Here is a 14,286-nt window from a genome sequence, read left to right on the forward strand (position 1 = left end):
TTGAAAACAGGGAACGCGTTGTGAAAAAAATTATCTTACTGATCCTGATTGTCATCGCCCTTGCCGCAGGCGGCGTGTACTGGATAAAAGCGGGTAATCCGAATGCGTTGCGCCATATCGTCCTCGACCAGTGTCTGCCTAATCAGCTGCAGCACCGTAACCCGGCACCCTGCGCGCAGGTGAAGCCTGATGCGGGCTATGTGGTATTTAAGGACCGCAACGGGCCGCTGCAGTATCTGCTGATGCCAACGTACCGCATCAACGGCACCGAAAGCCCGCTCCTGACCGAGCCTCATACGCCAAACTTCTTCTGGCTGGCGTGGCAGTCGCGCAGCTTTATGACCCTGAAGCGTGGCTCTGAAGTGCCGGACAGCGCTATTTCGCTGACGATTAACTCACCGACCGGACGCACGCAAAACCATTTCCATATCCATATCTCCTGCCTGCGCCCGGGCGTGCGCGAGAAGCTCAACGCGGCGCAGGGAGACATCAGCACCCAGTGGCTACCGTTCCCGGGTGGGTTGGAAGGGCATGAGTACCTCGCACGCCGGGTGACGGAGAATGAACTGGTCCAGCGCAGTCCGTTTATGATGCTGGCGGAAGAGCTGCCGGAAGCGCGCGACCATATGGGGCGCTTCGCCCTGGCGATGGCGCAACAGTCGGATGGTTCGTTTGTTTTGCTGGCGACCGAGCGGAACCTGCTCACGCTTAACCGCGCGTCGGCAGAGGAACTGCAGGATCATCAATGCGCTATCCTGAAGTAACCCCACTATAAATCGCGTTTACTCAGGCTGCCTGTCACCGTAGACTTGCTGAAAAAATCTACAGGAGACAGGTATGTCGCTCTGGTTAACGCATCCTCTGCTGCTGCCCTCGCTGATCGTCGGCGTCACCATCGTGCTGTGGGCGACGTCGCTGTTGCCGGAATTTATCACCGCGCTGCTGTTTTTCACGGCGGCGATGACCGCCAGAATCGCCCCGCCGGAGGTGATTTTTGGCGGTTTTGCTTCGTCGGCTTTCTGGCTTGTCTTCAGCGGCTTTGTGCTCGGCGTGGCGATCCGTAAGACCGGCCTGGCGGACAGGGCCGCCCGGGCGCTGTCGGCAAAGCTCACCGACTCCTGGATGCTGATGGTGGCGAGCGTGGTATTGCTCAGCTACGCGCTGGCGTTTGTGATGCCGTCAAACATGGGGCGTATTGCGCTGCTGATGCCCATTGTCGCGGCGATGGCGAAACGCGCCGGTATCGCCGACGGCTCCCGCGCCTGGTTCGGCCTTGCGCTGGCAGTCGGCTTCGGTACCTTCCAGCTCTCGGCCACCATTCTGCCCGCCAACGTGCCTAACCTGGTCATGAGCGGCGCGGCGGAAGGCTCGTACGGCATTCACCTGAACTATGTCCCGTATCTGCTGCTGCACACGCCGGTGCTCGGTATTCTCAAAGGCCTGATTCTGATTGGCCTCATCTGCTGGCTGTTCCCCGGCAGCCCGAAACCGGCGAAGGATTTCACGCTGTCTGAACCGATGGGGCGTGACGAAAAACGACTCGCCTGGCTGCTGCTGGTGGTGCTGGGCATGTGGGTGACGGAGAGCTGGCACGGCGTGGGGCCGGCGTGGACGGGGCTGGCAGCCTCGATTATCGTTATGCTGCCGCGCATTGGTTTTATCACCGGCGAGGAGTTCTCGGCGGGGGTAAATATGCGCACCTGCATTTACGTTGCGGGTATTCTCGGGCTGGCGATCGTCGTGACGCAAACGGGTATCGGAGCGGCCGTAGGCGAGGCGCTGCTGCGCATAATGCCGCTGGATGCGGACAAACCTTTCACCAGCTTCCTGGCGCTAACCGGAATTACTACGGCACTCAACTTCATTATGACTGCCAACGGCGTTCCGGCGCTGTACACCACGCTGGCGCAGAGCTTCTCGGACGCGACCGGTTTCCCGCTGCTGTCGGTGATCATGATTCAGGTACTGGGCTATTCCACGCCGCTGCTGCCGTATCAGGCATCGCCGATTGTGGTGGCGATGGGGCTAGGAAAGGTGCCTGCAAGGGCGGGGATGGTGCTCTGCCTGGCGCTGGCGATTGCGACGTATCTGGTGCTGCTGCCGCTGGATTATCTGTGGTTTAGCGTGTTAGGGCGTTTGTAGCGGCGGGTAAGCGCAAGCGCCACCCGCCACAAAGGCCATTACGCCTGTTTAGCCGCTTCTGCCGCTTTAACGATCACCGCGAAAGCGTCCGCTTTCAGGGATGCACCGCCAACCAGCGCGCCATCGATATCTGGCTGGGTGAACAGCTCAGCAGCGTTGGAGGCGTTTACGGAGCCGCCGTACTGGATGATCACTTGCTCAGCCACTTTCGCGTCGGCTTTAGCAATGTGGTCACGGATGAATTTGTGAACTGCCTGAGCCTGCGCAGGGGTAGCAGATTTGCCGGTACCGATCGCCCAAACTGGCTCGTAAGCGATAACCGCGCCTTCGAACGCTGCCGCGCCCTGCGTTTTCAGCACGGCGTCGATCTGACGTGCACACACTTCTTCGGTTTTGCCCGCTTCGTTTTCCGCTTCGGTTTCACCGATGCACAGAACCGGGATCAGACCCTGCTCTTTCAGCACGGCAAATTTCTTCGCGATGAATTCGTCAGATTCTTTGTGGTAGGTGCGACGCTCGGAGTGGCCGATGATGATGTATTTCGCGCCGATATCTTTCAGCATTTCAGCGGAAGTTTCACCGGTGAACGCGCCAGACAGGTTAACGTCAACGTTCTGCGCGCCCAGCACGATGTGGCTGCCGTCAGCGGCACGTTTAGCCAGATCCAGGTACATATCCGGCGGAGCGATAGCAACCGCGCAGCCGGTCACGCCAGCCAGCTCTTTACGCAGGTTTGCAACCAGTTCGTTTACCATGTGGCGGCTGCCGTTCAGTTTCCAGTTACCCATCACTAAAGGATGTCGCATTTCAATTCTCCACGCTAAATAAGCGAATTAAGGAATATGGCCGCCCTGTCGGGCAGCATGGTCTGTGAATCAGTATAGAGATTTTCCCTCGAAAGGCTTTGCTTTTTGTCATTAATTGGCCCCGCCAAGGGTGTCAGATAGCGCCAGCTTAATCGGTTCAACGGCGAAGGTCAGTCCTTTTTCGCCGTTATCCGCCACTACATAGCGAATCGCGCCTTCGGTTGTGGCGTAGTACCGTTTGTTTTTACCGGCGGCCAGCAGCTTTTGTAGCTTTTGCTGGCTCTGCTTTTTCGTCAGCGCAGGCGTAAACGTCTGCAGCACCGCGCTCATGTAATCAAGCGCCTTCGATTTAGCCGCTTTCTGCTCTGGCCCCTGAATCGGCAGCCAGGTGATTTGCATGCTTTTGATTTTTAACGTACCGCGCTCCAGCGCCGTGGAAGCATACAAATTCTCGTTAATCTTGCTCGCTGCACGGGTCAGTGTAGGGGTATCGCGCGAGCTATCAATGGCGCGAAACTCATCCAGCGGCAGCCCTGGGTTGGCCTGATTGAAAGCTTCGCGAAACTGGCTGATGGACTGATCGAAAGACGGTGCGCCCGCCAGCAAATACGGCGCAGTGGTGGGGGCCGCGGTGTTGGCGGCGTGCAGCGGAAAACCCGCGCCGAGCATCGCTAAACACAGGAAAAGAGAATGTGCCGAATTTTTCATCAACATTGCACCTGGCCGTAAGTGCTCATGATTAAAACGATATCTGGTCGGCTTGTCAAAAGGTCACAACTCCAGGGTAAAATGCGGGCTAAACGATAATAAGGAACCTTACATGACCATACAGCAGTGGCTGTTTTCATTCAAAGGGCGTATTGGACGCCGTGATTTCTGGGTCTGGATGGTGACGTGGGTCGTCGCCATGCTGCTTCTTTTTTTCGTTGCTTATAACGCCTGGCTGAGCACGCAAACGGCGGCATTTGCACTGGTCTGCCTGCTATGGCCAACGGCGGCTGTCGTGGTGAAACGGCTGCACGATCGCGGCCGCTCAGGCGCGTGGGCATTTTTGATCATACTGGCGTGGATGCTGGTGGCAGGGAACTGGGCGATGCTGCCTTCCATCCTGCCGTGGGTCGTGGGCAGGCTGCTGCCGTCGGTCATCTTCGTGATGATGATTGTCGATCTGGGCGCGTTTATCGGCACCCAGAGCGAAAATAAATACGGTAAAGATACCGTCGAGGTGAAATACCGCTGATCACCAGTAGTGTTCGGCGGTCATATGGCCCGGCCGGCGGCGAAGATGTTTCGTCATCTGCCGGGTATCCTTCAGAAGCTGCTGCGTGTCCCGTACCATCTGCGGGTTGCCACACAGCATGACGTGGCTGGTTTCGGCCGTCATCGGTAAACCCACCGCGTCTTCCAGTGCGCCGCTCTCAATTAACGCCGGTACGCGACCGGTAAGCGCTCCTGCTACGGTTTCGCGGCTGACTACCGTCTGAATCTTTAACTTTCCGCCGTACTGCTGTTCCAGCGCCTGCATCTGCGGGAGATAGCTTAAATCTGCGGCATAGCGCGCGGCGTGCACCAGCACGATGTTTTTGAAGCGCTCCAGATCCTTACCGTACTGCAAGATAGAGAGATACGGACCGATGGCCGTGCCGGTTGCCAGCATCCAGAGCGTGTCGCAGTCAGGGATCTCTTCGAGCACAAAGAAGCCTGCCGCTTCGCTCACAATCTGCACATCGTCGCCGGGCTGAAGGGCGGCAAGGCGCGGGCTGAGCTTACCGTCAGGAACGGTGACCAGATAGAACTCGAGATCCGGGTTATCCGGCGCGTTAACGTAAGAATAGGCGCGCTGCACGCGCTCGCCGTCGACATCCAGACCCAGCTTGGCAAATTGCCCGGCCTTAAACGGGTGAACGGGAGCATGCAGGGTGAGACTAAATAGCGCATCGGTCCAGAATTCTATCTTTGTGACTTTACCTGTTACCCAGTCCGCCATGATCTTCTCCTGTGCTGTTTCTCTGTTCTATCTTCCGTACTTGTGGGAAACATTTCCAGCCCCTTCGGGCCGGAAAGCTCTATCGATCAAACGGTTTTACAGAATATGCGTCTGCACGTCCGGGTCTTTACGGTCGAGATAGTGAATGGACTGAATGCGTCGGATGGTGCGTGATTTACCGCGGATCAGCAGCGTTTCAGTGGTCGCCATGTTGCCCTTGCGGGTGATGCCGTCCAGCAGATCGCCTTTGGTGATGCCGGTTGCAGAGAAGACGACGTTATCGCTGCGCGCCATGTCGTTCAGCGCCAGTACTTTATTGGCTTCGATGCCCATCGCTGCGCAGCGCGCCAGCTCGTCCTCACCGATACGACGGTTTTCGTCGCTGTCGCCTTTCACCTCATGGCGCGGCAGAAGGCGCGCCTGCATATCGCCGTCCAGCGCGCGGATCACCGCCGCAGAGACCACGCCTTCCGGCGCGCCGCCGATGCCGTAAAGCACGTCGACTTCGCTGTCCGGCATACAGGTCAGAATAGACGCGGCAACGTCGCCATCCGGAATGGCAAACACGCGCACGCCGAGTGCCTGCAGATAAGAGATGGTGGCGTCGTGGCGCGGTTTCGCCAGAATGGTCACGGTGAGTTCGTTGAGCGGTTTAGCCAGCGCCGCCGCGATATTACGCAGGTTGGCGTCCAGCGGCAGGCTGAGATCGATTGCACCTTTCGCACCAGGGCCGACAATCAGCTTTTCCATGTACATGTCCGGCGCGTTGAGGAAGCAGCCTTTATCGCCCACGGCCAGCACCGCCAGGGCGTTGGCCTGGCCCATCGCCGTCATGCGCGTGCCTTCGATCGGGTCCACCGCGATATCCACCGCATCGCCTTTGCCGGTCCCGACCTTTTCACCGATGTAGAGCATCGGCGCTTCGTCGATCTCGCCTTCACCGATGACGATAGTGCCGTCGATGTTGACCTGGTTAAGCACAATGCGCATGGCGTGGACGGCCGCGCCGTCTGCGGTATTTTTGTCGCCACGACCCAGCCATTTATAGCCTGCAAGGGCGGCTGCTTCGGTGACGCGGGAAAACTCGATAGCAAGTTCACGTTTCATGAGGGACTCGTACAATCAAAAGGAATTGCACGAAGTTTATCACAGAGTGGGAAAGGGGGTTTTAAGTCCCCTCTCCCCAAAGGGGAGAGGGATAAGTTTGTCTTACTCTTCGTGCTCTTCCCACGCCAGGGCGCGTTTCACCGCTTTCTTCCAGCCGCTGTAGCGGTAGTTGCGCTCGGTGGTTTCGATGCCAGGGCGGAATTCGCGTTCGATGACCGCTTTCTCCTGCAGCTCGTCCAGGTTCTGCCAGAAGCCTACCGCGAGACCCGCAAGATACGCCGCGCCCAGTGCCGTTACTTCACGTACTTCCGGGCGCTCAACGCGGGTGCCCAGAATGTCGGACTGGAACTGCATCAGGAAATTGTTGGCCACCGCGCCGCCGTCCACGCGCAGGGCGTGCAGACGAATGCCGGAGTCTGCCTGCATCGCTTCCAGCACGTCACGCGTCTGGTAGGCGATGGATTCCAGGGTGGCGCGGATGATGTGGTTTGAGTTCACACCGCGCGTCAGGCCGAAAATTGCGCCGCGGGCATACGGGTCCCAGTACGGTGCGCCCAGACCGGTGAACGCTGGCACCACGTACACGCCGTTGGTGTCTTTCACTTTGGTCGCGAAGTACTCGGAGTCAAACGCATCGCTGATCAGCTTCATCTCGTCGCGCAGCCACTGAATAGATGCGCCCGCCATAAACACCGCACCTTCCAGGGCATAGTTCACCTCGCCGCGCGGGCCGCAGGCGATGGTGGTCAGCAGGCCGTTTTCTGATTTCACCGCTTTCTCGCCGGTGTTCATCAGCATAAAGCAGCCGGTGCCGTAGGTGTTCTTCGCCATCCCTTCCTTGACGCACAGCTGGCCGAACAGCGCCGCCTGCTGGTCACCGGCGATACCGGCGATAGGAATACGGGTGCCGCCCTTACCGCCGATATTGGTCTGGCCGTAGACTTCAGACGACTTACGCACTTCAGGCAGCATTGCGCGCGGAATATCCAGCGCGTCCAGCATCTTGTCATCCCACTCCAGGGTGTTGATGTTGAACAGCATGGTGCGCGAGGCGTTAGTGTAGTCAGTAACGTGGACACGTCCCTGAGTCATCTTCCAGATAAGCCAGGTATCGACGGTACCGAACAGCAGCTCGCCGCGTTTTGCACGTTCGCGTGAACCTTCCACGTGGTCGAGGATCCACTTCACTTTGGTGCCGGAGAAGTACGGGTCAACCACCAGGCCGGTGGCGCTACGCACGTACTCTTCCATCCCGTCACGCTTAAGCTGTTCGCAGATCTCTGACGTACGGCGGCACTGCCAGACGATGGCGTTGTAAATCGGCTTACCGGTTTCGCGTTCCCACACCACGGTGGTTTCACGCTGGTTGGTGATACCAATCGCGGCGATTTCGTCGGAACTGATGTCGGCTTTCGCCAGCACTTCCACCAGCGTGGAGCTTTGTGACGCCCAGATCTCCATCGGGTCGTGTTCTACCCAGCCTGGACGCGGATAAATTTGCTCAAATTCGCGCTGTGACACGCTGACGATATTCGCGTCATGATCCATTACGACAGCGCGGGAGCTGGTAGTGCCCTGGTCGAGCGCAACAATATATTTTTTTTCGGTCATGGTATGTGTCCCGTAGTCAGATTACAGCGAAGCTTTTTGTTGTGCGGTAGAAGTCGTTTCCTTCTCCTCTTCCACACAGGTGTCGCACGGTAAGTGGCGACCAATTAATTTGCGATAACCAAATGCACCCAGTGCCGCCCCTACGACTGGTCCGAACAGCGGTACCAGGAAGTAAGGAATATCTTTGCCGCCGGTGAAAGCCACGTCGCCCCATCCTGCAAAGAAGGCGAAGGTTTTTGGACCCAGGTCACGCGCCGGGTTCATCGCAAACCCTGTCAACGGCCCCATGGACGCACCGATGACGGCGATCAGCAGGCCAATCAGCAATGGCGCCAGCGGGCCACGCGGAATGCCGTTACCATCATCGCCCAAAGCCATAATGACGCCCATCAGAATAGCGGTAATCACCATTTCAACTGCGAACGCCTGCACAAAATTGATATGCGGGTTAGGGTAGGTTGAGAAGATGCCTGCCAGATCCAGACTTTCGACGCTACCGCGCACCATATGATGCGTCTGTTCGAAGTCGATGAAAAGATTGTAATAAAGCCCGTAAACTAACGCCGCTGCGCAAAACGCGCCGGCAAATTGAGAAATAATGAAGGGAACAACTTTGCGTCCGTCGAAGCACGCGAACAGCCACAGTGCGATAGTCACCGCCGGGTTAAGATGTGCGCCAGAGACCCCTGCAGTCAGGTAGATGGCCATCGCCACGCCCAGACCCCAGATGATACTGATTTCCCACTGACCAAAACTGGCACCCGCCACTTTCAGTGCAGCGACACAGCCCACTCCGAAGAATATCAACAACCCGGTACCAAGGAACTCGGCAATGCACTGGCCTTTTAAGGTTGATGTCTGACTCATAATCGGAATCCTGAAGAAATTGATGTTTATTGTTAGCGTGGCCGCCCGTGACAGCCACGATGCCCTGTAGACATAGTGTTAATTTATCGTTAACGAGCAAAAACGAGAAATATCGAAATTAAAATGTGTGGTCTGTGTCAATAAAATGAGCGTTTTCGCGCCATAAAGCGCGTTTTTGCATCAGTCGCGCACGGTGAGCTGAATCATTTTTTTAACGAATGGGTTAACAACTTAGAGGTATATGCCGCGAACGCACCAGGACGAGGCCGAAAAGTGTTGCAAACCGCGATCTGCGTGGCATGCCGCTGGACAGGGGCGACTGCGCTCCATACAATCGGAACATATGTTGTGCGCGTTTACGTTAAAGCGTCGCCTTGCAATTCAGGAGAGGTAGGATCATGTCTTTAGAAGTGTTTGAGAAACTGGAAGCGAAAGTACAGCAGGCGATTGACACCATCACGCTGCTGCAGATGGAGATTGAAGAGCTGAAAGAAAAGAACAACAGCCTGGCGCAGGAAGTTCAGAACGCTCAGCACGGCCGCGAAGAACTGGAGCGCGAAAACAACCAGCTGCGCGAACAGCAGAACGGCTGGCAGGATCGCCTGCAGGCGCTGCTGGGACGTATGGAAGAAGTCTGATTCCCACTGGGATGAACTGAACAGGCCGGGTAAGGCGACGCCGCTACCCGGCTTTTTTTATGGTTCTCGCTGACTGACATCCAACCATAAAAAAGGCCGCCCAAGGCGGCCTTAACGCTACTTGTCCTGCGCTGTCGTGGTAAACGCAACAAACCCGATCGGTTCATCACTTTTTACAACGAGTACGCTGGCGACAATGAACGCGATACATAAATAGCGTTTCATTATGCGGTCCCTGCGGCTAACCGCTCCACCGTTCACCACCGGTGATAAGTCGGTGGACACAAGCCTGGTTAAAGGCTGCTTTACGGTTGTGGTTACACCTTTCCCTGGACCGATGCCCATGTGCGAAATGGCGGAAAGGGACGCTGCATCATAATGAGCAATAGCAGCGTAGTTAAGGTTTTCATAGATAATTAGGAATTTATAAAGGGTCGATGAGGTTACCTGAGGTTTGAACCAGGGTAAGATAAAAATCCTGGTTAAAGGTTGCAAAACTTCCCAACGGACCGCGAATCCCGAGGGACAAAAAAACCGCCACATTGCTGTTGGCGGTTTTTTTATGGTTCACGCTTATGGTTTTATTACTCGATATCCAGCGGATCTTCAGAAAGGATAATGCCGGTATTATCGGCGTAGAGATGATCGCCTGAGAAGAAGGTCACGCCGCCGAAGTTAACGCGCACGTCGCTTTCGCCGATGCCGTCACCCGCAGCGCCTACCGGAATGGCCGCGATGGCCTGAATCCCGATATCCAGGTCTTCCAGATCGTCCACCTGACGCACGGAGCCGTACACCACGATGCCTTCCCACTCGTTCTGGACGGCAATGCCGGCCAGTTCAGCATCAATCAGTGCGCGACGCACGGACCCGCCGCCGTCGACCACCAGAACGCGGCCACGGCCGTTCTGTTCGAGCAGATCGTACAGCAACCCGTTGTCCTCGAAACATTTCACCGTGACGATTTGCCCGCCAAACGATGACCGCCCACCAAAGTTGGAGAACAGCGGTTCAACGACGTTGACATCTTCCTGGTAGATGTCACAAAGCTCGGAGGTATCGTATTTCATAGGTTTAACGCTCAGTTGCTGCGAATGTGTTCAGTATATCGTGCGAAATGCGTTGTTGGCAAAATCATCAATTGTTAATTGATATTTGTCAGCTAACTGAGCGTCTGGCTTAACACAATCCCAATGACGAACAACAGGTTAGTCAGCAGCGCGCCTTTTACCGTTCGCTCCAGCATCGGCGGCATGGCTGCCGGGCTGAGTTCACGCATCACAAAGCGGGCCTGCTTAACCAGCAGCGGCGCGGCAAGCACAAACAGCCAGCCCCACAGACTGTGCAGGGAAATCAGGTTAAACAGCGCCAGGCAAACCAGCGCGCCAATAAGCAGGCAGGCATGATAGCGGCGCGCATTCACCGGCCCCAAACGCACCGCCAGCGTGTTCTTGCCGTTCTCACGATCGCTGTCGATATCGCGCAGATTATTGATATTGAGCACCGCCGTCGCCAGCAGGCCGCAGGCGGTCGCGGGGAGGAACAGGGCAGGGATCACCGTATGCGCCTGTAAGTACCAGCTCCCCATTACGCTCAGCCAGCCGAAGAACACCAGCACAGAGATATCCCCAAGGCCAATATAGCCGTAAGGGCGCGTGCCGACGGTGTAGGTGATGGCCGCGATAATGGCGAGCAGGCCCAGCACCAGGAAGCCAATGAAGTCGCTGGTGGTTTTCGAGGCGACCGTCACCAGCGCCAGGCCAGATAAGCAAATCAGCGCCACGGTGATAATCAGCGCACGCTTCATCTGTGCCTGGGTGATCACCCCTTTTTGCATCCCGCGCAGCGGCCCGATACGGTCAGGCTTGTCGCTGCCTTTTACCGCATCGCCATAATCGTTCGCGAGGTTAGAGAGGATTTGCAGCAGCCCGGCGGTAATGAGCGCCAGACCTGCCACCAGCGGATCGAAATGCCCTTGCCACCAGGCAAGCGCGGTGCCGACAATAATGGCGGCAAAAGCCAGAGGAAGCGTTTTAGGGCGCAGACTTTCGAGCCACGCCTGAGTACGGCTGATATCAGTCATAGTAATTTAGCCAATAAAAATGGGGGCCTTAGCCCCCATTAACAGTGATGAGAATGCAGTAACCGCGATTATAGGATAAAACGGCTCAGATCTTCATCTGCCACTAACGCATCCAGATGTTTGCTCACATAGTCTGCGTCGATGGTAATGGTTTGACCGTTGAGGTCGCTCGCGTCATATGAGATGTCTTCTACCAGGCGTTCCAGCACGGTGTGCAGACGACGCGCACCGATGTTCTCGGTGGTTTCGTTGACCTGCCATGCAGCCTGGGCGATACGCTTGATACCGTCTTCGGTGAACTCGAGGTTCACGCCTTCGGTCGCCATCAGCGCCTTGTACTGTACGGTAGCAGAGGCGTTTGGCTCCGTCAGGATGCGCTCGAAATCTTCGGTGGTCAGCGCCTGCAGCTCAACGCGGATAGGCAGACGACCCTGCAGTTCGGGGATCAGATCCGACGGGCTGGCTACCTGGAATGCACCGGAAGCGATAAACAGAATGTGGTCCGTTTTCACCATGCCGTGCTTGGTAGAGACGGTGCAGCCTTCAACCAGCGGCAGCAGATCGCGCTGTACGCCTTCGCGGGACACGTCCGGACCGGAGCTATTGCCGCCGCGCTTACAAATTTTGTCGATTTCGTCGATAAACACGATACCGTGCTGCTCAACCGCGTCGATAGCGTCCTGCTTCAGCTCTTCCGGATTCACCAGCTTCGCCGCTTCTTCTTCAATCAGCAGCTTCATCGCGTCTTTGATTTTCAGCTTACGCGCTTTCTGCTTTTGGCCGCCCAGGTTCTGGAACATGGACTGCAGCTGGCTGGTCATCTCTTCCATGCCCGGAGGCGCCATGATTTCCACGCCCATCGGCGCGGCCGCGAGGTCGATCTCAATCTCTTTGTCGTCCAGCTGGCCTTCACGCAGTTTTTTGCGGAATGCCTGACGCGCGGCTGAAGGCTCAGCCTGCTGTTCAGCCTGGCCCCAGTTGTTTTTCGCCGGTGGGATCAGCACGTCGAGAATACGCTCTTCGGCCATCTCTTCCGCGCGGTAGCGGTTTTTCTCAATCGCCTGGACGCGCACCATCTTAATTGCAGAATCGGTCAGGTCGCGGATGATAGAGTCCACTTCTTTACCCACATAGCCCACTTCGGTGAACTTGGTGGCTTCAACTTTGATGAACGGCGCGTTCGCCAGCTTCGCCAGACGACGGGCGATTTCGGTTTTACCGACGCCGGTCGGGCCGATCATCAGAATGTTTTTCGGGGTGACTTCGTGACGCAGCTCTTCGTCAAGCTGCATACGACGCCAGCGGTTACGCAGCGCGATAGCCACGGAGCGCTTGGCGTTATCCTGGCCGATAATGTGTTTGTTCAGTTCGCTGACAATTTCGCGTGGGGTCATTTCAGACATGGGAGATCCTTACGCTTTGGAGGTCAATTCTTCGATGGTGTGGTTGTGGTTGGTATAGATGCAGATATCACCTGCAATATCCAACGCCTTCACCGCGATATCACGCGCGTTCATGTCGGTATTTTCCAACAGCGCGCGGGCTGCAGCCTGGGCATAAGGGCCGCCAGAGCCGATGGCAATCAGGTCGTTTTCTGGCTGAATCACGTCACCGTTACCGGTGATGATAAGCGAAGCGGTTTCATCCGCGACCGCCAGCAGCGCTTCGAGCTTGCGCAGCATACGGTCGGTACGCCAGTCCTTTGCCAGCTCAACGGCAGCTTTCACCAGATGACCCTGGTGCATTTCCAGCTTGCGTTCAAACAGTTCAAACAGCGTGAAGGCATCCGCCGTGCCGCCTGCGAAACCGGCGATCACTTTGTCGTTGTAGAGACGACGGACTTTCTTCACGTTGCCTTTCATGACGGTATTACCCAGCGTGGCCTGGCCATCACCGGCAATTACCACCTGGCCGTTACGGCGTACACTTACTATTGTTGTCACGAGCAGACCCCCTGGTTACAGATTCGGGAAACAGAAGCCCTGAGCCTGTGCTCAGGGCTGAATTAAATGATAGATGGGGGGGATTTTGGGGGTTTCAACCCCCGGAGGCGAGTCGAATGCAGTTTGTGTGGCCAGCCACTTTCAAACGTGAAATGGTGCCGTCTGCGTTTTCTTTGCCTTTAACCGGGCCGATCACCACGCGGTTCCAGCCGTTATTGGTGGTAATGCGTGAGTCAAACCCTTCAAATGCCAGTTGAGCACGTACCGTTTCCGCCTGCTCGGCACCTTTAAACGAACCGCACTGCACCATCCAGCGGCGCTCGTCTTTTTTCTCTGCCGTCTGCTTCGGCGCTTCGGTCTCTTTGGTTACCGGCGCGGCCTGCTGCGTTTTCGGCTGCTGCGCGGTGGTATGCGCTGGCGTCTGGAGCAGATCCTGATACGGCTGCGCCGCTTGCTTTGGCGGCTGCGCTTTTGGCTGTTGAACAGGCTGCGACTGCACCGTACGCGTCTGCTGCTGCGGTTGCTGGTATGGCTGGGCCTTCGGCTGCTGTACCGGCTGAGTTTGCGTCCACTGCTGCTGTTGCTGCTGTTGAATTTGTGCCTGGCGCTGACGCTGCAGCTGCAACGTTTGCTGACGCTGCGCTGGCGTTTGTTCATTCCACGGCACTTCATTCAGCTGCGTCGGCTGCTGGCGCATATCGGCCTGCATCTGTGCCAGCAGCTGGCGCTGCTCGTCCGTCAGCTGATCGGCATTCTTCACTTCGCCACCGGCTGAGGGCTCAGTAGGCGCACGCACGCCGGGCTGACGACTTTCCAGCTCTTTAATATAGCGCCAGCGCTCTTCAGGTTTCGGCGGCAGACCATTTCCCACCACTTTGTTGCCCTGAAGGGCCTCGGACTCTTCTTTTTTATGGTGCGTGATGAAGTACAGGCCGCCAATAAAGGCCACCAGCACGGCCGCAGCAATAGCGACCATTGCTGGCGAGACCGCAGGCAGATTACGCTGCTTGCTTTTTGAACTGCTCTTTTTGCGTCGCGAAGGTGCCGGCTGGCCGCGACGTACATAATCTCGTTGTGCCACTATCGTTTCGCTGTATTTATT

The 14,286-nt window shown here is 56.8% G+C and carries 15 protein-coding genes; 4 read left to right on the plus strand and 11 right to left on the minus strand.

Annotation, left to right across the window (positions count from 1 at the left end):
• The first annotated feature begins 20 nt into the window (after window positions 1–20).
• Both ACMWL8_RS20230 and ACMWL8_RS20235 read left to right on the plus strand, forming a co-directional pair.
• Window positions 21–764 carry a CDP-diacylglycerol diphosphatase gene (locus ACMWL8_RS20230; RefSeq protein WP_045260249.1) on the plus strand — a complete coding sequence of 248 codons (744 nt, stop codon included), beginning with the start codon at window positions 21–23 and terminating at the stop codon, window positions 762–764.
• 73 nt (window positions 765–837) lie between these two features.
• Window positions 838–2,142, plus strand: coding sequence for an SLC13 family permease (locus tag ACMWL8_RS20235; RefSeq protein ID WP_045260250.1), 1,305 nt, complete (start codon window positions 838–840; stop codon window positions 2,140–2,142).
• A 38-nt stretch (window positions 2,143–2,180) separates the two neighbouring features.
• On the opposite strand, the gene tpiA is transcribed toward ACMWL8_RS20235, so the two are convergent.
• A complete protein-coding gene (gene tpiA, locus ACMWL8_RS20240) occupies window positions 2,181–2,948 on the minus strand; it encodes a triose-phosphate isomerase (RefSeq protein WP_006808674.1) in 768 nt (255 codons plus the stop codon).
• Between the two features lie 111 nt (window positions 2,949–3,059).
• Complete coding sequence (locus ACMWL8_RS20245; RefSeq protein ID WP_045260251.1) at window positions 3,060–3,656, minus strand: DUF1454 family protein; 597 nt, start codon at window positions 3,654–3,656, stop codon at window positions 3,060–3,062.
• 112 nt (window positions 3,657–3,768) lie between these two features.
• Between ACMWL8_RS20245 and ACMWL8_RS20250 the strand changes: the two genes are divergently transcribed.
• Window positions 3,769–4,188: a DUF805 domain-containing protein gene (locus ACMWL8_RS20250; RefSeq protein WP_028014847.1), complete on the plus strand. Its 420-nt coding sequence runs from the start codon at window positions 3,769–3,771 to the stop codon at window positions 4,186–4,188.
• Here ACMWL8_RS20250 and fpr read toward each other — a convergent pair whose 3' ends face one another.
• The 4 genes from fpr to ACMWL8_RS20270 all read right to left on the minus strand — a co-directional run bounded on the left by fpr (window position 4,189) and on the right by ACMWL8_RS20270 (window position 8,520).
• Window positions 4,189–4,935 (minus strand): ferredoxin--NADP(+) reductase, encoded by a 747-nt coding sequence (gene fpr / locus ACMWL8_RS20255; protein WP_045260252.1) that lies wholly within the window; start codon window positions 4,933–4,935, stop codon window positions 4,189–4,191. It abuts the gene before it with no gap.
• Between the two features lie 96 nt (window positions 4,936–5,031).
• Window positions 5,032–6,042, minus strand: a complete 1,011-nt coding sequence (gene glpX, locus ACMWL8_RS20260) for a class II fructose-bisphosphatase (protein ID WP_028014845.1) — start codon at window positions 6,040–6,042, stop codon at window positions 5,032–5,034.
• 102 nt (window positions 6,043–6,144) lie between these two features.
• Window positions 6,145–7,653 carry a glycerol kinase GlpK gene (gene glpK, locus ACMWL8_RS20265; RefSeq protein ID WP_028014844.1) on the minus strand — a complete coding sequence of 503 codons (1,509 nt, stop codon included), beginning with the start codon at window positions 7,651–7,653 and terminating at the stop codon, window positions 6,145–6,147.
• Between the two features lie 21 nt (window positions 7,654–7,674).
• Window positions 7,675–8,520: an MIP/aquaporin family protein gene (locus tag ACMWL8_RS20270; RefSeq protein ID WP_028014843.1), complete on the minus strand. Its 846-nt coding sequence runs from the start codon at window positions 8,518–8,520 to the stop codon at window positions 7,675–7,677.
• 398 nt (window positions 8,521–8,918) lie between these two features.
• Here ACMWL8_RS20270 and zapB point away from each other — a divergent pair, with 398 nt between their 5' ends.
• On the plus strand, window positions 8,919–9,158 hold the full coding sequence (zapB, locus tag ACMWL8_RS20275) for a septal ring assembly protein ZapB (RefSeq protein WP_028014842.1): 240 nt from the start codon (window positions 8,919–8,921) through the stop codon (window positions 9,156–9,158).
• A gap of 584 nt (window positions 9,159–9,742) precedes the next feature.
• On the opposite strand, the gene rraA is transcribed toward zapB, so the two are convergent.
• The 5 genes from rraA to ftsN all read right to left on the minus strand — a co-directional run bounded on the left by rraA (window position 9,743) and on the right by ftsN (window position 14,265).
• Window positions 9,743–10,228 (minus strand): ribonuclease E activity regulator RraA, encoded by a 486-nt coding sequence (gene rraA, locus ACMWL8_RS20280; protein ID WP_014885702.1) that lies wholly within the window; start codon window positions 10,226–10,228, stop codon window positions 9,743–9,745.
• Window positions 10,229–10,320: 92 nt separating this feature from the next.
• Window positions 10,321–11,241 carry a 1,4-dihydroxy-2-naphthoate polyprenyltransferase gene (gene menA, locus ACMWL8_RS20285; protein WP_045260253.1) on the minus strand — a complete coding sequence of 307 codons (921 nt, stop codon included), beginning with the start codon at window positions 11,239–11,241 and terminating at the stop codon, window positions 10,321–10,323.
• Between the two features lie 68 nt (window positions 11,242–11,309).
• Window positions 11,310–12,644 carry an HslU--HslV peptidase ATPase subunit gene (gene hslU, locus ACMWL8_RS20290; RefSeq protein WP_028014840.1) on the minus strand — a complete coding sequence of 445 codons (1,335 nt, stop codon included), beginning with the start codon at window positions 12,642–12,644 and terminating at the stop codon, window positions 11,310–11,312.
• Window positions 12,645–12,653: 9 nt separating this feature from the next.
• Window positions 12,654–13,184, minus strand: coding sequence for an ATP-dependent protease subunit HslV (gene hslV / locus ACMWL8_RS20295; protein WP_014072345.1), 531 nt, complete (start codon window positions 13,182–13,184; stop codon window positions 12,654–12,656).
• Between the two features lie 94 nt (window positions 13,185–13,278).
• A complete protein-coding gene (gene ftsN / locus ACMWL8_RS20300) occupies window positions 13,279–14,265 on the minus strand; it encodes a cell division protein FtsN (protein WP_028014839.1) in 987 nt (328 codons plus the stop codon).
• Window positions 14,266–14,286 lie beyond the last annotated feature (21 nt).

Origin of the sequence: Enterobacter sp. 04-C-12-SI-ECC, assembly GCF_047530715.1 — a bacterium.
Lineage (GTDB): Bacteria > Pseudomonadota > Gammaproteobacteria > Enterobacterales > Enterobacteriaceae > Enterobacter > Enterobacter bugandensis.